Origin of the sequence: Paraburkholderia fungorum (assembly GCF_003610895.1) — a bacterium.
Classification (GTDB): Bacteria; Pseudomonadota; Gammaproteobacteria; order Burkholderiales; family Burkholderiaceae; genus Paraburkholderia; species Paraburkholderia fungorum_B.
In genome coordinates, this window is record NZ_MCAS01000015.1 from 123437 (window position 1) to 146188 (window position 22752).

The following is a 22752-nucleotide window of genomic DNA, read 5'->3' on the forward strand; positions in this document are numbered from 1 at the left end:
CGCTTTTAAGCAGGCTTTCGTGGGAGATGCGATAAGCGGCGGTGGTTGATGTCCGTCTGGCCTTCTGCCATTCAACCGCTTGCGCCAGACCGAAGCCTCAGACGTTGAACAGGAAGTTCATGACGTCGCCGTCGTGCACGACGTATTCCTTGCCTTCCGCGCGCATCTTGCCGGCTTCCTTCGCACCTTGCTCACCCTTGTAGGTGATGTAGTCGTTGAAGGCGATCGTCTGCGCGCGAATGAAGCCGCGCTCGAAGTCGGTGTGGATCGCGCCCGCTGCCTGCGGTGCGGTGTCGCCGATATGGATCGTCCACGCGCGCACTTCCTTCACACCCGCGGTGAAGTAGGTTTGCAGGCCCAGCAGCTTGAAACCCGCGCGAATCACGCGGTTCAGGCCCGGCTCTTCCATGCCCATGTCGGCGAGGAACACCGCCATGTCCGCTTCGTCGAGGTCGGCGATTTCCGCTTCGATCGCCGCGCACACGGCGACCACGGGCGCGCCTTCGGCTGCCGCGAACTTCGTGACTGCGTCGAGGTGCGGGTTGTTCTCGAAGCCGTCGTCCTTCACGTTGGCGACGTACATGGTCGGCTTGGCGGTGATCAGGCAGAACGGCTTGAGCGTGGCCTTTTCTTCATCCGACAGGTCGAGCGCGCGGACCGGCTTGGCCTGGTCGAGCTGCGCGCGCACTTTTTCCAGCACGGCGGCGTTCTTGATCGCTTCCTTGTCGTTACCCGACTTGGCGGCCTTCGAATAGCGCGAGAGCGCCTTTTCGACGGTCGCGAGGTCGGCCAGCGCCAGCTCGGTGTTGATCACTTCGATGTCCGACAGCGGATCGACCTTGTTTGCGACGTGGATCACGTTTTCGTCTTCGAAGCAGCGCACCACGTGCGTGATCGCGTCGGTTTCGCGGATGTTCGCGAGGAACTGGTTGCCCAGGCCCTCACCCTTGCTCGCCCCGGCCACGAGGCCGGCGATGTCGACGAATTCCACCACGGCCGGCAGGATGCGCTCGGGCTTGACGATTTCGGCAAGCGCCTTCAGACGCGCGTCCGGCACTTCGACGATGCCGACGTTCGGCTCGATCGTGCAGAACGGGTAGTTTTCGGCGGCAATGCCCGCCTTGGTCAGCGCGTTGAACAGGGTGGACTTGCCGACGTTAGGCAGGCCGACGATGCCGCATTTGAGGCTCATGGAAATCCTTCAGTGAATCAGTAAGTTGCGTGATGCGCTCGACGCTGTGTGCGGGATTCGGAAAGCCTTCGCGTTTGGCGTGGCGCGGCAGGCGCAGCGGAGCGGGACAAGACACCAGATCGGGGCGTTGCCTCGACGATTCTGGGCGAGTTTTGTCACGGAAAGCGCAATTGTAACCCGTTCGGATCGGGTTCTTGATCTGCCTCGGGTAAAGCTGCGGGCTCGATCCGTCCCCCGCAACCCCCACGGCTATAATGCGCGGATGAACGCACACCACCAGACCTTTGATGCTGCCGTGATCGGCGGCGGGCTCGTCGGCAAGACCGCGGCGCTGGCGCTGACGCAAGGCGGACTGCGCGTGGCGCTGCTCGCGCAACCCTGCGCGGCGCTGCCGCCGGGCGCGAGTTTCGACTCGCGGGTCTACGCGCTTTCGTCGAGTTCGCAGGCGCTGCTGGAGCGCCTGCGAGTCTGGCAGGCGCTCGATCTGTCAAAGCTCGGGCCTGTCTACGACATGCGCGTTTATGGCGACGCACATGCCGAACTCCATTTTTCCGCGTTTCAGGCGTCTGTGCCGCAACTGGCGTGGATTGTCGAGTCGTCGGTAATCGAACGCGCGCTGGATGCCGCGCTGCGTTTCCAGCCGAATCTCACCTGGATCGACACGCGCGCCCAGGCGCTCGACTTTACCGCCGAGGGCGCGAGCGTCGGGCTTGCCAACGGTAATGTGCTCGAGGCCGATCTGGTGGTCGGCGCGGACGGCGCGCACTCATGGGTACGCGCGCAGATCGGCTCGGAGATGAACCGGCGCGACTATAAGCAAACCGGTGTAGTTGCAAACTTCAAGGCCGAAAAACCGCATAGCGAGACCGCTTACCAATGGTTCAAGGACGGCGAAATCATCGCGCTGCTGCCGATGCCGGAGGGCCACGTGTCGCTGGTCTGGTCGGCGCGCACCGAGCACGCCGAGCAACTGCTCGCGCTCGATCCCGCCCAACTCGCGGCTGAAGTCGAGCGCGTGACGGGGGAGCAGTTCGGCGCTCTGGAATGTGTGACACCCGCGCAAGGTTTCCCGCTCGCGCTGCAAACCGTCGAGCGGCTCGTGGCGCCGCGCGTCGCGCTGGTCGGCGACGCCGCGCATCTGATCCACCCGTTGGCGGGTCAGGGCATGAACCTCGGTTTGCGCGATGTCGCGGCGCTCGCCGAGACGGTCGCCGGCAAGGAAGCATTCCGCGATCTCGGCGACATGGTGCTGCTGCGCCGCTACGAGCGCGCCCGCCGCGAAGACATCCGCGCGCTGATGATCGCCACCGACGGCCTGCAAAAGCTCTTCTCGGTGCCCGGTCCGTTTGCCAAGGCATTGCGCAATACCGGCATGGCATTTGTCGGCGCGCAGCCGTTCATCAAGCGCTGGCTGGTGTCGGCCGCGCTTGGGTAAAACGCCCGAGCCGGCATGCCCGGCCGGCGAGACGGGTATCATGAACGGATGGGCGTCATTCCGGTCACACCGGATACGTCCCCAAAACGCGCCATGCGCGATTGAACTCCAGGAATTCAGCATGAAAAAATCCTTCCGCATCGCGGCCGCTGCGCTCGCGATCGCCGCCGTGACAATGGGCTGCTCCGCGCAGGCCGATCAAGCCACCGACAAGCTCAAGGCCACGTTGCAAACGCGTCTGGCCGACGTGACGATCAAGAGTGTGACGAAGTCGCCGATTGCCGGCCTCTACGAAGTGAATCTCGGCACGCAGATCATCTATAGCGATGCGAATGGCGACTACCTCATGCTCGGCGACCTGGTCGACGCGAAGACACGCAAGAATCTGACTGAAGCGCGTCTGGCGGAGACCAACCGCATCGATTTCGCGAGCCTGCCGTTCGCGAACGCGGTGAAGGTCGTGAAGGGCAACGGCGCGCGCAAGATCGCCGTGTTCTCCGATCCGAACTGCCCGTACTGCAAGCAGCTCGAGACTTCGCTCAAGTCGCTCGATAACGTCACGGTCTACACCTTCCTGTACCCGGTGCTGTCGCCGGATTCGACCGTCAAGTCGAAGTCGATCTGGTGTTCGGCTGACCGCGCGAAGGCATGGGAATCGTGGATGCAGGACCATCAGGCGCCTACCGCTGCCGGCACCTGCGACACCGCCGCACTCGACAAAAACCTCGCGCTCGGCCGCGCGATGGGTGTCGACGGCACGCCGACCGTGTTCCTCGCCGACGGCCGCCGCCTGCCAGGCGCCGTGTCGGCAGACCGGCTGGATAAGGAAATGTCCGCCGTGCGCTGAGCACCCGGCACAAGTCGAAGAAAGGAGGCGCGAAGTGCGCCTCCTTTCACATCAAGCCCCGAACCTTCCCCGCCAGAAATCTCCTAATCGCCGCCGATGAAGCCGATCCGCTACACCATCGTTCCCAAGCAGCCCGCCGCCCATCTGTTCGAAGTCACCGTGACCGTCGCCGATCCCGATCCGGCCGGCCAGCGTTTCATGCTGCCGGTGTGGATTCCGGGCAGCTACATGGTGCGCGAGTTTGCCCGCAACATCGTCACGCTGCGCGGCACCAATGAGGCGGGGCGGAAGGTGCGCGTCGAAAAGACCGACAAGCACACGTGGCAGGCCGCGCCGGTGAAAGGCGCACTGACGCTGCGCTATGAGGTGTATGCATGGGATATGTCGGTGCGCGCCGCGCATCTCGACGACACGACGGGCTTTTTCAACGGCACCAGCGTGTTCCTGGCGCCGCTCGGGCACGAGGAGGCGCAGTGCGTGGTCGATATCCAGAAGCCCGACGGTGCGGCGTATCGCGACTGGCGGGTCGCGACCGCGTTGCCGGAAGCGCGCGGCACGAAGCGCTATGGCTTCGGTGAGTATCGCGCGCAGAACTATGACGAGCTGATCGATCACCCGGTCACGTTGGGCGAATTCGCGCTGGAGACGTTCAAGGCGCACGGCGTACCGCACGACATCGTGATCGCGGGACGTGTGATCGGGCTCGATATGGCGCGTTTGTCCGCCGATCTGAAGCGTATTTGCGAAGCGCAGATCGCCTTGTTCGAGCCGAAGTCGAACAAGGCGCCGATGGATCGCTACGTGTTCATGACGCAGGCCGTCACCGACGGTTATGGTGGGTTGGAGCATCGCGCCTCGACGGCACTGATCTGCAATCGCGGCGATTTGCCAGTGCAAGGCCGCGATGGCACTACCGAGGGCTACCGGACCTACCTCGGCTTGTGCAGCCATGAATACTTCCACACCTGGAATGTGAAGCGGATCAAGCCGGCGGTGTTCGCGCCGTACGATCTGAGCGTCGAAAACTACACGCCGCTGCTGTGGCTGTTCGAAGGCTTCACTTCTTACTACGACGACCTGATTCTCGTGCGCAGCGGTTTGATCACGCAAGACGAGTATTTCAGTTTGCTCGGCAAGGTGGCGGGCGGCGTGCTGCGCGGCAGCGGCCGTCTGAAGCAGTCGGTGGCCGAGAGCTCGTTCGACGCCTGGGTCAAGTACTACCGGCAGGACGAAAACGCGGCGAATGCGATCGTCAGCTATTACACCAAGGGCTCGCTCGTCGCGCTCGCCTTCGATCTGACGATTCGCACGCAGACCAACAACCGCAAATCGCTCGACGACGTGATGCGTCTGCTGTGGCAGCGGTTTGGGCGCGATTTCTATCGCGGCAAGCCCGTCGGTGTGGAAGAAAGTGAGGTCGAAGCGATTTTTGTCGAAGCGACCGGCGTTCAACTGGGCGAGTTGTTCGCCGAAGCCGTGTACGGCACACGTGATCTGCCCCTCGACACGCTGCTTGAGCCGTTTGGCGTCACGCTCGCTCCGGATCTGGAAAAGAATGGCAAGCCGTCACTCGGTGTGCGCGTGCGCGGCGGCGCGGATTGCACGCTGGCGGCGGTTCACGAAGGCAGCGCGGCACAAAAAGCCGGGCTTTCCGCGGGCGATGTGCTGATCGCGCTCGACGGCCTGCGCGTGACCGGCGCGAATCTTGATTCGCTGCTGTCGCGCTATCAGCCGGGCGCAAAAGTCGAAGTCCACGCCTTCCGCCGTGACGAGCTGCGTACGGCGCAAGTCAAGCTGGACGGGCCTGAGGTGTCGCGTTACAAGCTTGCAGTGAGCGACAAACGGCCTGCGGCGCGCAAGGCGCGGGAGCGCTGGCTTGCAAGCTGAGCGTAATCCGGAACGGCGTTAATCGCCGTTTCAAAGCGAGGGATTGTTCTACCAGTGCAACAATCCTTCGCTGCCGCACGGCTTTTTCCCGCGTCGGTAAAAAAACACAATGACTCCACTCGCGCAACATTGCGCGCCCCTACTGGAGTCAACCATGACCACGATCCTGCAAATCAACTCGGCAGCACGCTCGCAAGGCGCGAACTCAACCCTGCTCCTCAACGAGCTGACCGCAAAGCTGCAACAATCGAATCCGGGCGCGCAAGTCGTCGTCCGTAACCTGCAAGCTGAACCGCTGCCGCATCTGGACGACGCCGTGCTCGGCGCGTTCTTTACGCCGGCTGACCAGCGCACGCCGGAACAGGTCGCGATCGCTGCACGCAGCGAAGCGCTGATCGCCGAACTGCAAGCCGCCGACATCATCGTGATCGGCGCACCGATGTACAACTTCGGCATCTCGTCGCAACTGAAGACGTATTTCGACTTCATCGCTCGCGCTGGCATCACGTTCCAGTACACGGCGAATGGTCCGGAAGGCCTCGTGAAGGGCAAGAAAGTCCACGTGGTTTCGGCGCGCGGCGGCAAATATGTCGGCACCCCGAACGATAGCCAGACACCGTACCTGAAGGCATTCCTCGGCTTCCTCGGCATGACCGATGTGAACTTCATCTACGCCGAAGGCCTGAACATGGGCCCGGATGCTGCGAGCGCAGCATTGGCTGGCGCGCGTGAAGCGATCGCTGCCGCGTAAGGTTTGAGGTTTGTCCCGCGCTGCGTGATCGCGGCGCGGTGGAATGAAAAAGCGCCACGGAATGTGAATTCCGTGGCGCTTTTGTTTTTGCGGTTGATATCCTGGTGACCTGTGCTCGGCCCCCGGGTTCCAGCCACCGACCTTTGGCTGGTGTTAGCGCGTTTCGCGCGACGGGCCTTACGCCAGCATTTGCGCTTCGTCGGGCAAGCGCCAATCGATCGGTGTGCGGCCGTGCTTCACAAGAAATTCGTTTGCCAATGCAAAGTGTCCGCAGCCGAGAAAGCCGCGATGTGCCGACAGCGGCGAGGGGTGCGGCGCTTCCAGCACGTAATGAGATTTACCGCCTAACAGCGCGCGTTTGGCTTGTGCATGTGCGCCCCACAGCATGAATACGAGGCCGTCATGGCGCATGGCCAATTCGTGGATCAGCGTATCCGTGCACTTCTCCCAGCCGCGTTTCGCGTGACTCGCGGCCGAATCGCGCTCGACGGTCAGCACCGTGTTCAACAGCAGCACGCCCTGTTTGGCCCAGGTGTCGAGGCAACCATGACGAGGCGGCTCGTGGCCGAGGCTGGCGGCGATTTCCTTGAACATATTGCGCAGCGACGGCGGTGTACGCACGTTCGGCGCCACGGAAAAGGCCAGTCCGTGCGCTTGCGGCGTGCCGCGATCTTCGCCGTGGTACGGGTCCTGGCCGAGGATCACGACTTTGACTTCGTCGGGGCTGGTGAGGCGCAGGGCCCGGAAGACGTCGGCGGGATAGACGGTTTTGCCGGCCGCGCGCTCACCGTCGACGAAACGGCACAGCGACGGGTAGGCGTCGCTCTCGATAAACGGTGTGAGGTGCGCGCGCCAGGCCGGAGGCAGAGCGGCGAATTGGGCTTCAAGCGCTGGCGGCGGTGAATCGGCGGCTGCCGGTGTTTGCTGCGGCTGCGCGGTTGCGCTGGCTGGCGTGGCAGGAGCGTCGCCGAACAACGAGGCTTGCGACGAATGGGAGCGGGTACGGGAAGCGGAGGTCATGGCGGGGAAGTGTCGCAGCAAACGCAGCGTTGCTCAACCCGCTCGCAACTGATAACCGCGCTGTGCCTTGCTGATATTGTCAGGTGCGAGACCGGCTATCTGTTTGCCGAGTTCTGCCGCGAGTGCGTGGAGCGCGGCTTCGTCGCCGGATTTCAGCTCGAGTTCGACTTCCGAGATCGGCGCGCGACGCGTCTCGCCGTTCACCTCAGCGAACACGTCGCCTTGATCGATCGCGGCTTCGATTTGTGCGCTGTCGAGTTCGACATTCCACAGCGTGCGGGTGAAGTTCGTGCGGAACAGTTCGATGAGCGCGGGCGCTGCCTGGCGCAGCGCGTCGGCGGCGGATTGTTCGTCGCATGCGTGCAGCAACGCGTCGATCTCCAGCTTTTCACCGGCCACCGGCATTTCCCACTCATGCCGGCTGTGCAGACCATTGCTGGCGTTGCCCACCGTTTTGAAGGTCTGCAGCCAGCCGTCCGGCGTCTGCCGCAAACGCAACGCGCTCTTCGAACTGGCCAGCGTCAGTTGGGGAGTGTCGAAGTAAATATTCACCAGCCTGATCGGGCGACCCGCCGCGCCGACGCGCGCGACGAACCATTGCGTCGCCGCCTGCACCCGCGCGGGCGGCAGTGCCAGCTTGATTTCACGTTCCATGCCCATGACCTGCTCCGCTATGTAGCCCGCGTGTTGAACTTGCGCTCAGAAAAACATGCGCGCAAGTTCCACGCCCGGCTCCTGCGCGCGCATGAACGCCTCGCCGACGAGGAATGTATGCACGTCCATCGCCCGCAGACGTTCGACATCGACGCGCGACAGAATGCCGGACTCCGTGACGACGATACGGTCGTCCGGAATCGATTCGAGCATGCCGATGGTGGTCTCGATCGAGGTTTCGAACGTGCGCAGATTGCGGTTGTTGATACCGATCAGCGGGGTCTTCAGCGTGAGCGCCTGCATCAGCTCATTGCTGTCGTGCACTTCGACCAGCACCGCGAGGCCCAGGGAATGCGCGAGCGCTTCCAGATCCTGCATCTGCGAGGTTTCCAGCGCGGCGGCGATCAGCAGAATCGCGTCCGCGCCCATCGCGCGGGCTTCGACGATCTGATACGGGTCGACGATGAAATCTTTGCGCAGCACCGGCAGATTGCATGCTGCGCGCGCTTCTTCCAGATACGCCACGCTGCCCTGGAAGAACTGCACGTCGGTGAGGACGGACAGGCAGGCTGCCCCGTGCTTTTCATATGAACGCGCAATCTCGGCGGGGACAAAGTTTTCGCGCAGCACGCCTTTCGACGGACTCGCTTTCTTCACTTCGGAGATCACGGCGGCCAGACCGGCGGCGTGTTTCGCGCGCAATGCGCCGACGAAATCGCGAATGTCGCGCGACGAGGCTTCGAGGCGCAGCGCTTCGAGCGGTGCGCTCTGTTCGGCCGCGCGGACTTCTTCGCGTTTGACCGCGATGATGCGGTCGAGGATGTCGCTCATGAGTATCTCGCTACGTAGTTACTGCTTGAATTGCTGGGTGAAGCGGATCAGTTCGTCGACCTTTGCGCGCGCTTTGCCGCTCGCGATCGCTTCGCGCGCCAACTGGATGCCGTCCGCAATCGAGGCTGCCACGTTCGCTGAATAGAGCGCCGTGCCCGCGTTCAGCGTGACGATTTCACGCGCGACGCCAGGCTTGTTGTCGAGCGCTTCGAGCAGCATCAGTTTGGATTCGGCGGAGTCGGCCACTTTCAGTGTGCGATTCGACACCATTTGCATGCCGAAGTCTTCCGGATGGATTTCGTACTCGTGGATCTGGCCGTCGCGCAACTCGCCCACCTGCGTGGCCGCGCCGAGCGAGACTTCGTCCATGCCATCCATGCCGTACACCACCAGCACGTGCTTCGCGCCGAGGCGTTGCATCACGCGTACCTGAATGCCGACGAGGTCGGCGTGGAACACGCCCATCAGCTGATTCGGCGCGCCGGCCGGATTGGTCAGCGGCCCGAGAATGTTGAAGATGGTCCGCACGCCCAGTTCGCGGCGCACCGGCGCGATGTTTTTCATCGCCGGGTGGTGGTTCGGCGCGAACATGAAACCCATGCCGGTTTCCGCAATCGAGGCCGCTACCTGATCCGGCTGCAGATCGATATTGACGCCGAGCGCTTCGAGCACGTCCGCGCTGCCCGACTTGCTCGACACGCCGCGATTGCCGTGCTTCGCGACCTTCGCGCCGGCCGCGGCGGAAACGAACATCGTTGCCGTGGAAATATTGAAGGTGTGCGAGCCGTCACCGCCTGTTCCGACGATATCGACGAAGTTCGAGTTGTCCTGCACGTCGACGTGCCGGGCAAATTCACGCATCACCGTGGCGGCGGCGGTGATTTCGCCGATGGTCTCTTTTTTGACGCGCAAGCCGGTAATGATCGCCGCCGACATCACGGGCGAGAGTTCGCCGCGCATGATGAGCCGCATCAGATGCAGCATTTCGTCGTGGAAAATTTCGCGGTGCTCGATCGTACGTTGCAGCGCTTCCTGGGGCGTAATCGACATGATTTCGTCTCTCTTCATCAAGCGTTGCGGTGGGCCGTCTTCGACTGCTTCACGAAGTTTTCGAGCAATGCGTGGCCGTGTTCGGACAGGATCGATTCCGGATGGAACTGCACGCCTTCAACGGCCAGTTCCTTGTGACGCACGCCCATGATTTCGCCGTCTTCGGTCCATGCCGACACTTCGAGGCAATCCGGCAGCGATTCGCGTTCGATCGCGAGCGAGTGGTAGCGCGTCACGACGAAATGCTTGGGCAGGTCGGCGAACACGCCTTTGCAGTCGGTTTCGATCGTGCTGACTTTGCCGTGCATGATGGTTTGCGCGCGCACCACACGCCCGCCGAAGGCTTCGCCGATCGCCTGATGGCCGAGGCAGACGCCGAGAATCGGTGTTTTGCCGGCGAATTCGCGCAGCACGTCGAGCGTGATGCCCGCGTGTTGCGGATTGCTCGGACCGGGCGACAGGCAGATCCGTTCCGGGTTGAGCTTCGCAATCTCATCCAGCGTGATTTCGTCGTTCCGATAGGTGCGCACGTCTTCGCCGAGTTCGCCGAAGTACTGCACCAGGTTGTAGGTGAACGAGTCGTAGTTGTCGATCATTAGCAGCATGGTGTGTCTCCGGTCAGAAGTCGCTATCGAGGCCGTCTTGAACCTGTTCCGCGGCGCGCAGTACCGCGCGCGCCTTGTTCTCGGTCTCTTGCCATTCGGATTCCGGCACCGAATCCGCGACTACACCCGCTGCCGCCTGCACATACAGATTGCCGTTTGCGATCACGCCGGTGCGGATCGTGATGGCCAGATCCATTTCGCCGGTGAACGACAGATAGCCGACCGCGCCGCCGTACAGGCCACGCTTCACGGGTTCGAGTTCGTCGATCAGTTCCATCGCGCGGACCTTCGGCGCGCCGGACAGCGTGCCGGCCGGGAAAGTGGCGCGCAGCACGTCGAAATTGGTGGTGCCGGGCTTCAGCTTGCCTTCGACCGAACTCACGATGTGCTGCACGTGCGAGTACTTCTCGATCACCATCTGGTCGGTGACGACCACCGAGCCGATCTGGGCGATGCGGCCGACGTCGTTACGCGCGAGGTCGATCAGCATCACGTGTTCGGCGATTTCCTTCGGATCATTCAGCAGTTCAGTAGCGAGCTCCGCGTCGCGTTCCGGCGTATTGCCGCGCGGACGGGTGCCGGCGAGCGGCCGGATCGTCACGATGCGATCTTCGCCACGCTTTTCCTGGCGCACCAGAATTTCCGGCGACGCGCCGACCACGTGGAAGTCGCCGAAGTTGTAGAAGTACATGTACGGCGACGGATTCAGCGATCGCAGCGCGCGATACAGCGACAGCGGATTGTCGCGGTAAGGCTTGGTCAGACGCTGACCGACCTGCACCTGCATCAGTTCGCCGGCAGCAACGTATTCCTTTGCCTTGCGCACGGCGGCCAGATAATCGTCCTTGGCGAACTCGCGGTAGGTCTCGGTGCGCACGCTGGCCGACGTGACCGGCGGCTGCACGGTCGTGCGCAAACGCTGACGCAATTCACGCAGACGTTGCTTGGCCTTCGTATACGCCTCGGGCTGCGTCGGATCCGAGTACACCACCAGGTAGAGTTTGCCCGCGAGGTTGTCGATCACCGCCACTTCTTCGGTGAGCAGCAACTGGATGTCCGGCAGGTTCAGATCGTCCGGCGGTGCGGTGTGTGCGAGCTTTTTCTCGATGTAGCGCACCGCGTCATAGCCGAAATAGCCCGCCAGACCGCCCGCGAAACGCGGCAGACCGGGGCGCTGCGCGACTTTGAAGCGGCCCTGGAATTGCTGGATGAACTCGAGCGGATCGCCTTCGTGCGTTTCGACGACCTGGCCGTCTCGCACCACTTCCGATATGCCGTTGCGAGTGCGCAGCAGCGTGCGCGCCGGCAGGCCGATGAACGAATAGCGGCCAAACCGTTCGCCGCCCACCACTGATTCCAGCAGGAACGAGTTCGCGCCGTTGCGTTCCGTTTGCGCGAGCTTCAGGTACAGCGAGAGCGGCGTTTCGAGGTCGGCGAGCGCTTCGGCGATCAGCGGAATGCGGTTGAAACCCTCGTTGGCGAGGGACTGGAATTCGAGTTCGGTCATGTTCCGATCCTGTACGTACGTCAGACGGCACTATGCGTCGGACAAAGCGGGGGCGCGGCGCGCCCGGTCAGGCGTTCGTTCGACGTTTCGACACGATGATACCGACCGGCGCGAGTTTCCCATCGACGCATGCAACGGGCTTTCAGCGCACAGATGTACTTTGCGAGTACACGGGAGCCAAATCAACCGATGCAGCGAAACAAGGTGATGGAAAAAACGCGTGAGCGCAGCGAAGTAAAAAACGGTTGCCGAAGGCGAGCTTCAGCGTACCTCAGGCGAGGTTAGCGCGACCAGCGACGCCAGGGCCAGGCTCCCCGGTCGATGCTAATCAGACTCCGTTTTTTATTCAGAAACATGAGGATGAAGGACTTTTCAAGTCGTGGAATGGTGCGCTGCGATCGCCTTGGCGGCATCGAGCAGCGAGGCAACTATACCATCGGATTTTATTTCTTGTATAGCTCGGCCGTGGTTGTAGCCGTACGGCAGCGTGAGCGTTGCCATGCCGGCCGCGCGGCCGGCCAGCGCATCGTTTTCCGAATCGCCAATGGCGACCGTGGCCCGCGGCGCGACGCCTAGCTGCGCCGCGGCGGTGAGCATGGGCAGCGGATCCGGCTTCTTTTGCGGCAGACTGTCGCCGCCGAGCACGACGCTGAAATACTGGCTGAGCCCGTACTGCTCCAGCAATTCGACCGCGAACCGGTGCGGCTTGTTGGTGACGCAGGCGAGTTTGAGGCCGGCGTCGCGCATGGCGCTGAGGCCGGCTTCGACCTCCGGGTACAGCCGCGTGTGCACGCCGTTGATCTTGGCGTACTCCTCCTGATAGATGGCGAGCGCCTCGTCGAAACGATCCTGCGCGTGCTCCGTTTCGAAGCGCTGGGCCAGCACACTGCGAATCAGATTCTCCGAACCCTTGCCGATGTAGCCAACCACTTCCTCGCGCGAGGTTTCCGCCGCGTCGAGTTGCGCAAGCATGCCGTTCAGACCGGCGGTGAAATCGTCGGCGGTATCGACCATCGTGCCGTCCAGGTCGATGATCGCGGCTTGCAGACGTGGGCCGGTGAAGGCCGGAGCAGGGTATGAAGTCGTCATCTTGAGTGCGTGCGGGATCCCGGAGATCGATCGGTGTCCGATCAGTGCTGGATGTTGGCGAGCGCGGCGCGCATCTTGTCGATCACCGCCTTGTGATCCGGCGCGCCGAAGATCGCGGAGCCTGCCACGAACGTGTCCGCACCGGCTGCCGCGATTTCGGCGATGTTGTCGACCTTCACGCCACCGTCCACTTCGAGATGGATCTCGCGGCCGGTCTTTTCCTTGTAGGCGTCGATCCGCTTACGCGCTTCACGCAGCTTGACGAGCGCCTCGGGAATGAACGATTGACCGCCGAAGCCCGGGTTCACCGACATGATCAGCACCAGGTCGACCTTATCCATCACATAGTCCAGATGGTTCAGCGACGTGGCGGGGTTGAACACCAGGCCGGCCTTGCAGCCATGGTCGCGAATCAGCGAGAGCGTGCGGTCGATATGGTCCGAGCCTTCGGGGTGAAAGCTGATCAGGTTCGCGCCGGCCTTGGCGAAGTCCGGCACGATCCGGTCGACGGGACGCACCATCAGGTGCACGTCGATCGGCACGTCCACGTGCGGACGGATGGCTTCACAGACGAGCGGGCCAATCGTCAGGTTCGGCACGTAATGGTTGTCCATCACGTCGAAGTGAATCCAGTCGGCGCCGGCGGCGACAACGTTGCGCACTTCTTCTCCGAGGCGCGAAAAATCGGCGGACAGAATGCTGGGGGCGATGCGGAATTGCGTCATGGCAGGGGCGGATGCAAGCGGGAAAACGCCATTTTACCGTTTTGCGCGCTGCTGAGCCGGTTCGCGGGCGGCTTGAGTTTGGCCTGAGACCGGTATGCCGCCGGCGTCGGCAATGCGCGGCGGTGGTGACAAAACGTCCTAACGGCCCTTGGCCAGAGGGATTTGTCCGGTTGCGGGCGTGCCGCGCATCAAGCAGAATGCCAAACCATCAGTGCCGCTTCTCCAATGCGCCCGCAAACCATTGGCGTTCGGGGCTTCCCGCGATTTTTTAGCCCGTTTCACCAGACCGGAATCAGGATGAGCCAGTACGAATTCAGCGTCTCGGCGCAGGTGCAGTATCTGCCCGAAGAGTCGGACCCGGAGCGCCGCCAGTATGCGTTTGCATACACGCTGACTATCCGTAACAGCGGCCAGGTGCCCGCGCAGCTGATCGCGCGTCACTGGGTGATTACCGACAGCGACAACAGCGTGCAGGAAGTAAAAGGCTTGGGCGTAGTTGGGCATCAGCCCCTGCTCAAACCGGGCGAGCACTTCGAATATACGAGTTGGGCGGTGATTGCCACGCCCGTCGGCACCATGCGCGGCGAGTATTTCTGCGTGGCGGAGGACGGCGAGCGCTTCGACGCGCCCGTGCCCGAGTTCATTTTGCGTATGCCGCGTACTTTGCATTGAACCGCGAGCGAGGCTCGCGGTCTTTAAGAGGCTTTACAGCGCGGTTTTACTGGGATTTTTGCTGCTTTTGCTGTTCATTGGTGGTGGCGCGCGCAGCCTTTTTCTTGCCGGACGACGTCCATACAACGATAAAGACGAGCAGAAAAAGCGCGAGGAGCGATTCCAGCGCGAAGATGAGCATCGGGTATTCGTCGAACAGATCAGACATGGCGGTTTCCATCAAGAACGAACATTGTATGCGTTTTGTCCGCACTGCCGGAGCATGGCTCGGCGCGCTTTCGGTTGCGGTGATGCTGGCTTCCTGCGGTGGCGGCGGCGCGGTCCGGCCTTCGGTTTCGCCGCCCACGGGTGCCGCGATCATACCCGGGCAGATCGCCGCGACGCGGCTCACGGCGGTAGCGTGGCAACAGGTGCCGGGCTGGCAGGACGATTCGCTGATCGGCGCAACGGCTGCGTTGCGGCAAAACTGCGTGAGGCTTGCGCGTCAACCGAATTGGACCCGCGCATGCGCGGCGGCCGCGCAGATCGACGATCTGGACGTTACCAGCGCGCGCGCGTTTTTCGAGGCGTATTTCACGCCGTTCCAGTTAGCCAATAACGACGGCACGCTCGATGGCCTCGTCACCGGCTACTACGAGCCGTTGCTGCGCGGTTCGCGCACACGGCACGGCGTGTATCAGACGGCGTTGTATCGCTGGCCATCCGGCTACCGCGCGGGAGCGCCGCTGCCGGCGCGTGCGCAACTCGAACGCGCGGGCGTGCTCAACGGCAACGAACTCGTATGGGTCGACGATCCGATCGAAGCTTTCTTCCTGCAGGTACAGGGCTCGGGGCGCGTCGTGATGGAAGACGGCAGCGTGATGCGGGTCGGCTTTGGCGGCACCAACAACCAGCCGTACAAGTCGATCGGGCGGTGGCTGCTCGATCGTGGCGAACTGACGCCGGCTCAGGCGACCATGCAGGGCATCAAGGCATGGGCGCGCGCCAACCCCACGCGGGTCGACGCATTGCTCGATACGAATCCGCGCTTCGTGTTCTTCCGTGAAATGCCGTCTGGAGAGAGTGCGCCGAGCGGCGGGGCGGACGGTCCAATTGGTGCGCTGGGTGTGCCGTTGACGCCGGAGCGGTCGATCGCGGTGGATCCGTCTTCGATTCCACTGGGTACGCCGGTGTTCTTGCAGACCACGCGTCCGTTGACGAACTCACCGATGAATCGCCTCGTCTTTGCGCAGGACACCGGGTCCGCGATCAAGGGCGGCGTGCGCGCGGACTACTTCTGGGGTCTTGGCGACGATGCAGGTGATCTGGCCGGCAAGATGAAGCAGGGCGGTCGGATGTGGTTGTTGTTGCCGAATTCGTGAGGGTTTGGCGCTGGCAGCGGGTTTGCCGCCAGCGCGCTCGATAGCAGGGCTGACGCCGATCAGCTCTGCTATCAAACATCAACCGTCGCCGTTTCTTCGGCGTTCCGGCGTATGGCTTAAAGCCCCGACTTGCGCTTGTCCACCACCCGGCGAGCTTTACCCACCGAACGCTCGATCCCGTTTACACCCAGCACGTTCACAACCGCGCTCACGCCGATCAGTGCCTTGATGTCGTAGGCCAAGGCCTGCTTCGCTGTGCTCAGTGCGGCAGTATCCGGGGCCGATTCCGGGCAGGGCTCGACATTCAATGTCAGTACGTCGAGCGGGCCTTCCTTCGTCAGCACGATCTGATAGTGCGGTGCGAGGGCGTGTTGCTTGAGCAGCAACTCTTCGATCTGCGTCGGGAATACGTTCACGCCGCGCACGATCATCATGTCGTCCGAACGGCCCGTGATCTTCTCCATGCGGCGCATGGTGCGCGCGCTGCCTGGCAAGAGGCGCGTCAGATCGCGCGTCCGGTAACGGACGATCGGCAGCGCTTCCTTGGTCAGCGATGTGAATACCAGCTCGCCGAGTTCGCCGTCCGGCAGCACCTCGCCGGTTTCGGGGTCGATGATCTCGGGATAGAAATGGTCTTCCCAGATAGTCGGGCCGTCTTTGGTCTCGACGCATTCCGACGCGACACCCGGACCCATCACTTCGGATAGGCCGTAGATATCGACGGCATCGATGCCCATGCGCTTTTCGATGGCCTGGCGCATGTCGTTGGTCCACGGTTCCGCACCGAAGATGCCGATGCGCAGTGAGCAATTCGCCGGATCGATGCCTTGCCGCTCGAGCTCGTCGGCGATCGACAACATGTAGCTCGGCGTCACCATGATGATGTCGGGCCGGAAGTCCTGAATCAGTTGTACCTGTTTTTCAGTCTGGCCACCGCCGAACGGGATCACGGTCAGCCCCGCGCGCTCAGCGCCGTAGTGCGCACCCAGGCCGCCCGTGAACAAACCGTAGCCGTAGCTCACGTGAACCTTGTCGCCGCGCTTCGCGCCTGCGGCACGGATCGAACGCGCGACGAGATTTGCCCACGTATCGATATCGCGCGCTGTGTAGCCGACAACGGTCGGCTTACCTGTGGTTCCGGACGATGCGTGGATCCGCGAAATCTGTTCCTGCGGCACCGCGAACATGCCAAACGGGTAGCTGTCGCGCAGATCTTTCTTGGTGGTAAAGGGGAAGCGTGCGAGGTCTGCAAGGGTCTTCACGTCGCTCGGATGGACGCCGGCTTCATCGAATTTTTGCCGATAGACGGGCGAATTCTCGTACGCGTGGTTCAGCGACCATTTGAGCCGTTCGAGTTGGAGCGCGGCAAGTTCGTCGCGGCTGGCTGTCTCGATGGGATCGAGCGGAAGGGCGGTGGTCATCGAATGTCTCCTTGCTGCCTCAATGCTTGGGTCTGGGGTTGCGGTGCGCTTGCGCGCGAAAACCGTGGACCCGTTGCTGTCTAATGGATGCGTTGCCAGTGTCTCGCGGACGCGCCGCGATTCTGTTGTTCGATCCGCTATTCAATCGCCCGTGGGGATCAGGTTGCCTTTGATCTGCGCGGATTTACCGCGAAACATTGCCACGGTCTCCTCTGCGCGGTTCGTGACGCGAATGTCGTAAATGCCAGTGCGGCCGCTCAGCGTTTGCTCGACCGCTTCGGCGGTCAGCACGTCGCCGCCTTTAACCGGGCGCAGGAATTCGATCGCGCAGCCGGCCGCGACTGTGTTGATGTTGTACGTGTTGCAGGCGAAAGCGAACGTGGAATCGGCGAGTGTGAAAATCAGGCCGCCGTGGCAAATCTGATGGCCGTTCAGGAAGTCGTCGCGCACCGCCATGCGCAGGCGTGCATACCCTGGGCGCACTTCCAGGATTTCGAGTCCGAGCGCCCGGCTGCACGCATCGTTTTCGTACATGGCGGCTGCGGTTGCGCGAGCGAGTTCGTCGGGTGTCATTTGGGCCGGGTGGTTGGGTTGTGCGGACATATCAGCGACCCTCGAAGCGAGGCGCGCGTTTTTCCACGAATGCCTGTACACCTTCCGCGTAATCGTGCGAAGCACCGAGTTCGCGTTGCAGATCGCGTTCGAGATCGAGCTGCTGATCCAGGGTTTGTGTCACGCCCGCGCGCATTGCCTGTTTGATCGCCGCGATGGCGCGTGTGGGTTGCTGTGCCAGTTGTGTCGCGAGTTTGCTGGCTGTCGTGGCGAGTTCGGTGTCGTCGACCGTTTGCCAGATCAGCCCCCAGCTTTCGGCTTTTTCCGCGCTCAGTTTGTCGCCGGTGATCGCGAGACCCAGGGCGCGTGCCATGCCGACGCGTTGCGGCAGGAACCAGGTGCCGCCCGAGTCCGGTACCAGACCGATCTTGACGAATGCCTGGATGAAACTGGCCGAACGGGCAGCGAGCACGAGATCGCAAGCCAGCGCGAGATTGGCGCCGGCGCCGGCGGCCGTGCCATTGACCGCGGCGATTACGGGGAGTGGCAGTGCCTGCAGGCGGCGGATCAGCGGATTGAAATGCGCGTCGATCAGCTCGCCCAGATCCGTCATCGCGCCTGGCGTGAAGTCGAGATCCGCGAGATCCTGTCCCGCGCAGAAGCCGCGGCCTGCGCCGGTCAGCACGAGCGCGCGGGCGCTGGATGCCTCCACCTGATCGAGTGCGGCGCTCAATTCCTGGTGCATCGCGCGCGTAAAGCTGTTGAGCTTGTCTGGGCGGTTCAGCGTGATGGTTGCCACGCGACTCGATGTATCGATGTCGAGGCGAATTGCTTCATAGGACATTGGGTGTCTCCTCAAAGTCTCTTTGATCCGCGAGTCGCGTTGACGTCAGACGCGCTCGATTACCAGGGCGATGCCTTGACCTACGCCGATACACATCGTGCAAAGCGCAAAGCGGCCGTTGATCCGCTCCAACTGGTAAAGCGCGGTGGTGATCAGGCGCGCGCCCGATGCGCCGAGCGGGTGGCCGAGCGCAATTGCTCCGCCATTCGGATTGACGCGTGGATCGTCGTCGCGCAGACCGAGTGTGCGCAGAACGGCGAGTCCCTGCGATGCGAACGCTTCGTTCAACTCGATCACGTCGAGTCGGTCGAGCGTCATGTTCAACTGCTTCAACAGCTTTTGCGTGGCTGGCGCCGGGCCGATGCCCATGATGCGCGGTTCCACGCCCGCTGTCGCCATGCCCACAACCCGTGCGCGGCGACGCAATCCGTATTGATCGGCAGCCTCCCCGCTCGCGAGCAGCAATGCGCATGCGCCGTCGTTCACGCCCGATGCATTGCCCGCCGTCACGCTTCCATCAGGGCGGACCACACCTTTGAGCTTGCCCAGGCTTTCGAGCGATGTTTCACGCGGATGCTCGTCGAGCGTCACGCGTACGGGGTCGCCCTTCTTCTGGGCGATTTCAACGCCGACGATTTCCTGAGCCAGGGTGCCGTCGCGCTGCGCACGGGCGGCCTTCTGTTGGCTCGACAGCGCAAACGCGTCCTGATCCGCACGGCTTATGCCGAACTCGACGGCGACGTTTTCCGCGGTCTCCGGCATTGAATCGACACCGTATTGGCGTTTCATGAGCGGATTGATGAAGCGCCAGCCGATGGTCGTGTCGTAAATGTCGGCCTGTCGCGAGAATGCGCTGCTGGCCTTGCCCATCACGAACGGCGCGCGCGTCATGCTTTCGACACCGCCGGCGATCATCAATCGCGCTTCGCCAGCCTTGATGGCGCGAGCTGCGGTGCCGACAGCATCCATGCCCGAGCCGCACAGGCGATTGATGGTTGCGCCGGGCGCGTTCGTGGGCAGGCCGGCCAGCAATGCCGCCATGCGGGCGACGTTGCGGTTATCTTCGCCGGCCTGATTGGCGCAGCCATAGATCACGTCGTCCAGAGCCTGCCATTCAACGCCGGGATTGCGCTCGATCAGCGCCCTGATTGGTACTGCGCCGAGGTCGTCGGCGCGGACATCTTTCAGGGCGCCGCCGTAGCGGCCGATTGGAGTGCGAATCGCGTCGCAAATGAAGGCGTCGTTCATGTGGGTTCCTACTGGAACGGATCGGCGGGACGTGCCGATCCGATGTCTCATGTTAGTTGGGGCGCACGGCCAGGTCTATTCGGCCAAACGGCATAGGACGAAGGCCGTGCTTTTGTCTTATGCCATTCAGCCAGCTACCGCCGGTGTCGCTTTCGGTTCAACATGAGCGCGACTTTGAACGACGCGGAAGCGGTTCGCGACAAAGGCTGCGTCGGCCAGCGCGGCATTTGCCGCCGGGTTTGCGCCTGTGCCGTGGAAGTCGGAGAACGCTGCAGACTGATTGACGAAAACGCCGCCCGTCAAATTGATCGAGAGCGCGACGCCACCGCGGATAGAGGCTTCGTGCGCCTCTTCGAGCACGGCTTCATCCGTGCTGTAGACCGACAGTGTCAGGGCGCCGTGCTCCGCGGCGATTGCGCCGGCAAGGTCGAGTGACTGCGCTGTCGAGTCCGTTGCGATCACGAACGAGATCGGGCCGAACCATTCTTTGGTGAACTGCGCCTCGTCGGTTGCCGCATCGAGTTGAAGTACGAGCGGTGTGCGTACGCGGGCGCCGGCAAAAGCCGGATGTTCCAGCGATTGGCTTTCTACCAGAACGCGGCCGAGCTTCGCGGCTTCGCCTATACGTTGAGTTACGCCTTCGTTCTGGATCGCGCCGAGCAGTTCAACAGCACGCGCCGGGTCTGAAACCAGTTTTTGTACTGCGCCGGCGATAGCCTGGGCGACCTCGTCGAAACCAAGCGTGCCTTCGGCGGTGCGGATGCCGGCTCGCGGTACGTAGATGTTTTGCGGCGCGGTGCACATCTGGCCCGAGTACAGCGCGAGTGAGAAGGCGATATTACGTGCGGCGGCTTTGATGTCGTCTACAGAGTCGATCACGATCTGATTGACACCGGCTTTTTCGGTGTAGACCTGAGCCTGATGCGCATTGCGCTCGAGCCAGGTGCCGTTTTGTGTGCTGCCCGTGAAGTCGATCAGTTTGATTTCCGGGCGCAGCGCGAGATCCTGAACGAGCGGGCCGTCGTTCGGTTCGGTCGCCAGCAGCGTAACGACGTTCGGGTCGAAACCGGCTTCACGCAGTACGTCGCGCGCGATTCGTACGGTCAGCGCGAGCGGCAGAATCGCGCCCGGATGCGGCTTGACGATGGCCGTGTTGCCTGTTGCCAGATCGGCGAACAGGCCGGGATAGCCATTCCACGTCGGGAAGGTGCAGCAGCCGAGCACGAGGCCGGTGCCGCGCGGTATGACGGTGTAGCGTTTGTGCATCGCGAGGGGCGGATTTTTGCCCTGCGGCTTTTCCCAGTGGGTATCGGCGGGAATGCGGCGCAGTTGATCCCAGGCGTACACGACCGCTTCGAGTGCGCGATCTTGCGCATGCGGGCCGCCGGCCTGGAAGGCCATCATGAATGCCTGGCCGGTCGTATGCATCACGCTGTAGCCGATTTCGAAGCTGGCGCGATTCACGCGCGAGAGGATTTCGAGGCAGACGCCGATCCACGCCTGCGGGCCGGCCAGGCGCCAGTCGCGCTGTGCGGCGGCCGCCGCTGCAATCAGCGCGTCGGGATCGGCTTTCGGATAGCGCACGCCAAGCGGGAAACCGAACGGCGAGACTTCGGCGCCGACGGTTTCTCCGGTCGAGGGCTGATCGAGTTCGAACGTCTTGTTCAGGAGCGCTTTGAATGCGGCTTCGCCGTCTGCGTTGGCTGTTTCCCCGTACACTTTCGGACTGGGCATCTCGACGAATGGACTCCAGTAGCCGCGCGTCTCAATCGCGGTGAGTGCCTTTTGCAGCGTGTCTTCGTGCTTGGTGAATAGCGGATGTGTCATGGCAGAGGGGCTTGGCTGTACGTTGGGAAAAGCCTGTCGAATAATTGACCGACCGGTTGGTTGGTGAATGGTAGCATTATTAAGACGGCCGCGCGAAGCGTTTTCGCGCAGCATTAACCATTAGGAGGCGGCATGGCTTACGAGAACATTCTGGTTGAGACGCGAGGGCGAGTCGGATTGATCACGCTGAATCGCCCGAAGGCGTTGAACGCGCTGAACGACGCCTTGATGGACGAGTTGGGCGCTGCGCTGCGCGAGTTCGATGCCGACGACGCGATTGGTGCGATCGTGGTGACGGGCAGCGAGAAAGCGTTTGCCGCCGGTGCCGATATCGGCATGATGGCGACCTACAGCTATATGGATGTCTACAAAGGCGACTACATCACTCGCAACTGGGAAACGGTGCGCTCCATCCGCAAGCCGATCATTGCCGCGGTGGCGGGCTTCGCTCTGGGTGGCGGGTGCGAGTTGGCGATGATGTGCGACATTATTTTTGCCGCCGACACTGCGAAGTTCGGCCAGCCGGAAATCAAGCTCGGTGTCATGCCGGGTGCCGGCGGTACGCAGCGACTCCCGCGCGCCGTCTCAAAGGCGAAAGCAATGGACCTTTGCCTGACCGCACGCTTCATGGACGCCGCTGAGGCAGAGCGTGCCGGATTGGTCTCGCGGGTGATCCCTGCGGCTTCCTTGCTTGACGAAGCGGTGGCTGCGGCCGCGACCATCGCCGAATTCCCGCTGCCGGCGGTGATGATGGTGAAGGAGTCGGTTAATCGTGCGTACGAAACGACGCTCGCAGAAGGTGTGCATTTCGAGCGCCGCCTCTTCCATTCGCTCTTTGCTACAGAGGATCAAAAGGAAGGGATGGCCGCGTTCGTTGAGAAGCGCAAGCCGGTTTTCAAGCATCGTTAATACGCTTGTCAAAATAACGCTTGCAAGGGCCGGTCTGGCTCGCTAGAATCTCGCTCTTTCGTGCTCCGGACGCCGGGGCGCGGGAAGCGGGAGAGCCAGCAGTGGCAAGGCTTTGCGCGAAGTGAGCGGGTTAAGAAAGTTTCAAAAACCTGTTGACGATGTAGCGAAAGTTCTTCATAATCTCGTTTCTCTGCTGCTGATGCAGCGACGCAGAACGAAGCGGTACCGGTGGTTGCGAAGTGTGCGACACGGTGCTGGTTTGGTAGTGAATGCGTACTCGATCTTTAAAAATTAACAGCCGATAAGTGTGGGCGCTTGATGCGCG

23 protein-coding genes are annotated in these 22752 nt (G+C 62.5%); 7 read left to right on the forward strand and 16 right to left on the reverse strand.

Going from position 1 to position 22752, the window contains the following annotated elements; genetic code table 11:
• Nucleotides 1–97 precede the first annotated feature (97 nt).
• Nucleotides 98–1192, reverse strand: coding sequence for a redox-regulated ATPase YchF (gene ychF / locus BCY88_RS16960; protein ID WP_120345367.1), 1095 nt, complete (start codon nt 1190–1192; stop codon nt 98–100).
• 262 nt (nt 1193–1454) lie between these two features.
• On the opposite strand from ychF, the gene BCY88_RS16965 reads away from it, so the two are divergent.
• From BCY88_RS16965 to BCY88_RS16980, 4 genes are all read left to right on the forward strand, one after another.
• Complete coding sequence (locus BCY88_RS16965; protein WP_120345368.1) at nt 1455–2627, forward strand: UbiH/UbiF family hydroxylase; 1173 nt, start codon at nt 1455–1457, stop codon at nt 2625–2627.
• A gap of 121 nt (nt 2628–2748) precedes the next feature.
• Complete coding sequence (locus tag BCY88_RS16970) at nt 2749–3474, forward strand: DsbC family protein (protein ID WP_120345369.1); 726 nt, start codon at nt 2749–2751, stop codon at nt 3472–3474.
• Between the two features lie 96 nt (nt 3475–3570).
• Nucleotides 3571–5361 (forward strand): M61 family metallopeptidase, encoded by a 1791-nt coding sequence (locus BCY88_RS16975; protein ID WP_120345370.1) that lies wholly within the window; start codon nt 3571–3573, stop codon nt 5359–5361.
• A gap of 154 nt (nt 5362–5515) precedes the next feature.
• A complete protein-coding gene (locus BCY88_RS16980) occupies nt 5516–6112 on the forward strand; it encodes an FMN-dependent NADH-azoreductase (RefSeq protein ID WP_120345371.1) in 597 nt (198 codons plus the stop codon).
• Nucleotides 6113–6289: 177 nt separating this feature from the next.
• Here BCY88_RS16980 and BCY88_RS16985 read toward each other — a convergent pair whose 3' ends face one another.
• From BCY88_RS16985 to rpe, 8 genes are all read right to left on the reverse strand, one after another.
• The gene (locus BCY88_RS16985; protein ID WP_120345372.1) at nt 6290–7132 is read right to left on the reverse strand and encodes a uracil-DNA glycosylase; all 843 of its coding nucleotides are present in this window, start codon (nt 7130–7132) and stop codon (nt 6290–6292) included.
• Nucleotides 7133–7165: 33 nt separating this feature from the next.
• Entirely contained in the window at nt 7166–7792 is a 627-nt protein-coding gene (locus BCY88_RS16990) for a CYTH domain-containing protein (protein ID WP_120345373.1), read from the reverse strand.
• A 39-nt stretch (nt 7793–7831) separates the two neighbouring features.
• Nucleotides 7832–8617, reverse strand: a complete 786-nt coding sequence (trpC, locus tag BCY88_RS16995) for an indole-3-glycerol phosphate synthase TrpC (RefSeq protein ID WP_120345374.1) — start codon at nt 8615–8617, stop codon at nt 7832–7834.
• A gap of 18 nt (nt 8618–8635) precedes the next feature.
• Nucleotides 8636–9667 carry an anthranilate phosphoribosyltransferase gene (gene trpD / locus BCY88_RS17000; RefSeq protein WP_120345397.1) on the reverse strand — a complete coding sequence of 344 codons (1032 nt, stop codon included), beginning with the start codon at nt 9665–9667 and terminating at the stop codon, nt 8636–8638.
• Between the two features lie 17 nt (nt 9668–9684).
• On the reverse strand, nt 9685–10272 hold the full coding sequence (locus tag BCY88_RS17005; RefSeq protein ID WP_120345375.1) for an aminodeoxychorismate/anthranilate synthase component II: 588 nt from the start codon (nt 10270–10272) through the stop codon (nt 9685–9687).
• A 13-nt stretch (nt 10273–10285) separates the two neighbouring features.
• Nucleotides 10286–11779 (reverse strand): anthranilate synthase component I, encoded by a 1494-nt coding sequence (trpE, locus tag BCY88_RS17010; protein WP_120345376.1) that lies wholly within the window; start codon nt 11777–11779, stop codon nt 10286–10288.
• Nucleotides 11780–12151: 372 nt separating this feature from the next.
• Entirely contained in the window at nt 12152–12868 is a 717-nt protein-coding gene (locus BCY88_RS17015) for a phosphoglycolate phosphatase (protein ID WP_120345377.1), read from the reverse strand.
• A gap of 41 nt (nt 12869–12909) precedes the next feature.
• On the reverse strand, nt 12910–13593 hold the full coding sequence (gene rpe, locus BCY88_RS17020) for a ribulose-phosphate 3-epimerase (protein ID WP_120345378.1): 684 nt from the start codon (nt 13591–13593) through the stop codon (nt 12910–12912).
• Nucleotides 13594–13890: 297 nt separating this feature from the next.
• Between rpe and apaG the strand changes: the two genes are divergently transcribed.
• Nucleotides 13891–14265: a Co2+/Mg2+ efflux protein ApaG gene (gene apaG, locus BCY88_RS17030; protein ID WP_028199699.1), complete on the forward strand. Its 375-nt coding sequence runs from the start codon at nt 13891–13893 to the stop codon at nt 14263–14265.
• Between the two features lie 46 nt (nt 14266–14311).
• On the opposite strand, the gene BCY88_RS40380 is transcribed toward apaG, so the two are convergent.
• Nucleotides 14312–14485: a hypothetical protein gene (locus BCY88_RS40380; protein ID WP_259461427.1), complete on the reverse strand. Its 174-nt coding sequence runs from the start codon at nt 14483–14485 to the stop codon at nt 14312–14314.
• A gap of 16 nt (nt 14486–14501) precedes the next feature.
• Between BCY88_RS40380 and mltA the strand changes: the two genes are divergently transcribed.
• On the forward strand, nt 14502–15626 hold the full coding sequence (gene mltA, locus BCY88_RS17035) for a murein transglycosylase A (RefSeq protein ID WP_120345399.1): 1125 nt from the start codon (nt 14502–14504) through the stop codon (nt 15624–15626).
• A gap of 116 nt (nt 15627–15742) precedes the next feature.
• Here the strand turns inward: mltA and paaK are convergent, their stop codons facing one another.
• The 5 genes from paaK to paaN all read right to left on the reverse strand — a co-directional run bounded on the left by paaK (nt 15743) and on the right by paaN (nt 21518).
• Nucleotides 15743–17047 carry a phenylacetate--CoA ligase PaaK gene (gene paaK / locus BCY88_RS17040; protein WP_120345379.1) on the reverse strand — a complete coding sequence of 435 codons (1305 nt, stop codon included), beginning with the start codon at nt 17045–17047 and terminating at the stop codon, nt 15743–15745.
• Nucleotides 17048–17188: 141 nt separating this feature from the next.
• Complete coding sequence (gene paaI, locus BCY88_RS17045) at nt 17189–17650, reverse strand: hydroxyphenylacetyl-CoA thioesterase PaaI (RefSeq protein ID WP_120345380.1); 462 nt, start codon at nt 17648–17650, stop codon at nt 17189–17191.
• A gap of 1 nt (nt 17651) precedes the next feature.
• Nucleotides 17652–18443 (reverse strand): 2-(1,2-epoxy-1,2-dihydrophenyl)acetyl-CoA isomerase PaaG, encoded by a 792-nt coding sequence (paaG, locus tag BCY88_RS17050; RefSeq protein WP_120345381.1) that lies wholly within the window; start codon nt 18441–18443, stop codon nt 17652–17654.
• A 45-nt stretch (nt 18444–18488) separates the two neighbouring features.
• On the reverse strand, nt 18489–19691 hold the full coding sequence (gene pcaF / locus BCY88_RS17055) for a 3-oxoadipyl-CoA thiolase (protein ID WP_120345382.1): 1203 nt from the start codon (nt 19689–19691) through the stop codon (nt 18489–18491).
• A 126-nt stretch (nt 19692–19817) separates the two neighbouring features.
• A complete protein-coding gene (gene paaN, locus BCY88_RS17060; protein ID WP_120345383.1) occupies nt 19818–21518 on the reverse strand; it encodes a phenylacetic acid degradation protein PaaN in 1701 nt (566 codons plus the stop codon).
• Nucleotides 21519–21650: 132 nt separating this feature from the next.
• On the opposite strand from paaN, the gene BCY88_RS17065 reads away from it, so the two are divergent.
• Nucleotides 21651–22427: an enoyl-CoA hydratase gene (locus BCY88_RS17065; RefSeq protein WP_120345384.1), complete on the forward strand. Its 777-nt coding sequence runs from the start codon at nt 21651–21653 to the stop codon at nt 22425–22427.
• 130 nt (nt 22428–22557) lie between these two features.
• Here the strand turns inward: BCY88_RS17065 and BCY88_RS40095 are convergent.
• Nucleotides 22558–22752 (reverse strand): hypothetical protein (locus tag BCY88_RS40095; RefSeq protein ID WP_220669671.1); only part of this gene is annotated, 195 nt, incomplete at its 5' end.

Coding starts and splice junctions, on each gene's coding strand:
- rpe (WP_120345378.1), bottom strand. CDS start 13,593: ATGACGCAATTCCGCATCGCCCCCAGCATTCTGTCCGCCGATTTTTCG.
- paaN (WP_120345383.1), bottom strand. CDS start 21,518: ATGACACATCCGCTATTCACCAAGCACGAAGACACGCTGCAAAAGGCA.
- mltA (WP_120345399.1), top strand. CDS start 14,502: ATGCGTTTTGTCCGCACTGCCGGAGCATGGCTCGGCGCGCTTTCGGTT.
- paaG (WP_120345381.1), bottom strand. CDS start 18,443: ATGTCCTATGAAGCAATTCGCCTCGACATCGATACATCGAGTCGCGTG.
- BCY88_RS16965 (WP_120345368.1), top strand. CDS start 1,455: ATGAACGCACACCACCAGACCTTTGATGCTGCCGTGATCGGCGGCGGG.
- BCY88_RS17015 (WP_120345377.1), bottom strand. CDS start 12,868: ATGACGACTTCATACCCTGCTCCGGCCTTCACCGGCCCACGTCTGCAA.
- trpD (WP_120345397.1), bottom strand. CDS start 9,667: ATGTCGATTACGCCCCAGGAAGCGCTGCAACGTACGATCGAGCACCGC.
- BCY88_RS40380 (WP_259461427.1), bottom strand. CDS start 14,485: ATGGAAACCGCCATGTCTGATCTGTTCGACGAATACCCGATGCTCATC.
- BCY88_RS16970 (WP_120345369.1), top strand. CDS start 2,749: ATGAAAAAATCCTTCCGCATCGCGGCCGCTGCGCTCGCGATCGCCGCC.
- trpC (WP_120345374.1), bottom strand. CDS start 8,617: ATGAGCGACATCCTCGACCGCATCATCGCGGTCAAACGCGAAGAAGTC.
- paaI (WP_120345380.1), bottom strand. CDS start 17,650: ATGTCCGCACAACCCAACCACCCGGCCCAAATGACACCCGACGAACTC.
- pcaF (WP_120345382.1), bottom strand. CDS start 19,691: ATGAACGACGCCTTCATTTGCGACGCGATTCGCACTCCAATCGGCCGC.
- paaK (WP_120345379.1), bottom strand. CDS start 17,047: ATGACCACCGCCCTTCCGCTCGATCCCATCGAGACAGCCAGCCGCGAC.
- BCY88_RS16975 (WP_120345370.1), top strand. CDS start 3,571: ATGAAGCCGATCCGCTACACCATCGTTCCCAAGCAGCCCGCCGCCCAT.
- ychF (WP_120345367.1), bottom strand. CDS start 1,192: ATGAGCCTCAAATGCGGCATCGTCGGCCTGCCTAACGTCGGCAAGTCC.
- apaG (WP_028199699.1), top strand. CDS start 13,891: ATGAGCCAGTACGAATTCAGCGTCTCGGCGCAGGTGCAGTATCTGCCC.
- BCY88_RS16980 (WP_120345371.1), top strand. CDS start 5,516: ATGACCACGATCCTGCAAATCAACTCGGCAGCACGCTCGCAAGGCGCG.
- BCY88_RS16990 (WP_120345373.1), bottom strand. CDS start 7,792: ATGGGCATGGAACGTGAAATCAAGCTGGCACTGCCGCCCGCGCGGGTG.
- BCY88_RS17065 (WP_120345384.1), top strand. CDS start 21,651: ATGGCTTACGAGAACATTCTGGTTGAGACGCGAGGGCGAGTCGGATTG.
- BCY88_RS17005 (WP_120345375.1), bottom strand. CDS start 10,272: ATGCTGCTAATGATCGACAACTACGACTCGTTCACCTACAACCTGGTG.
- trpE (WP_120345376.1), bottom strand. CDS start 11,779: ATGACCGAACTCGAATTCCAGTCCCTCGCCAACGAGGGTTTCAACCGC.
- BCY88_RS16985 (WP_120345372.1), bottom strand. CDS start 7,132: ATGACCTCCGCTTCCCGTACCCGCTCCCATTCGTCGCAAGCCTCGTTG.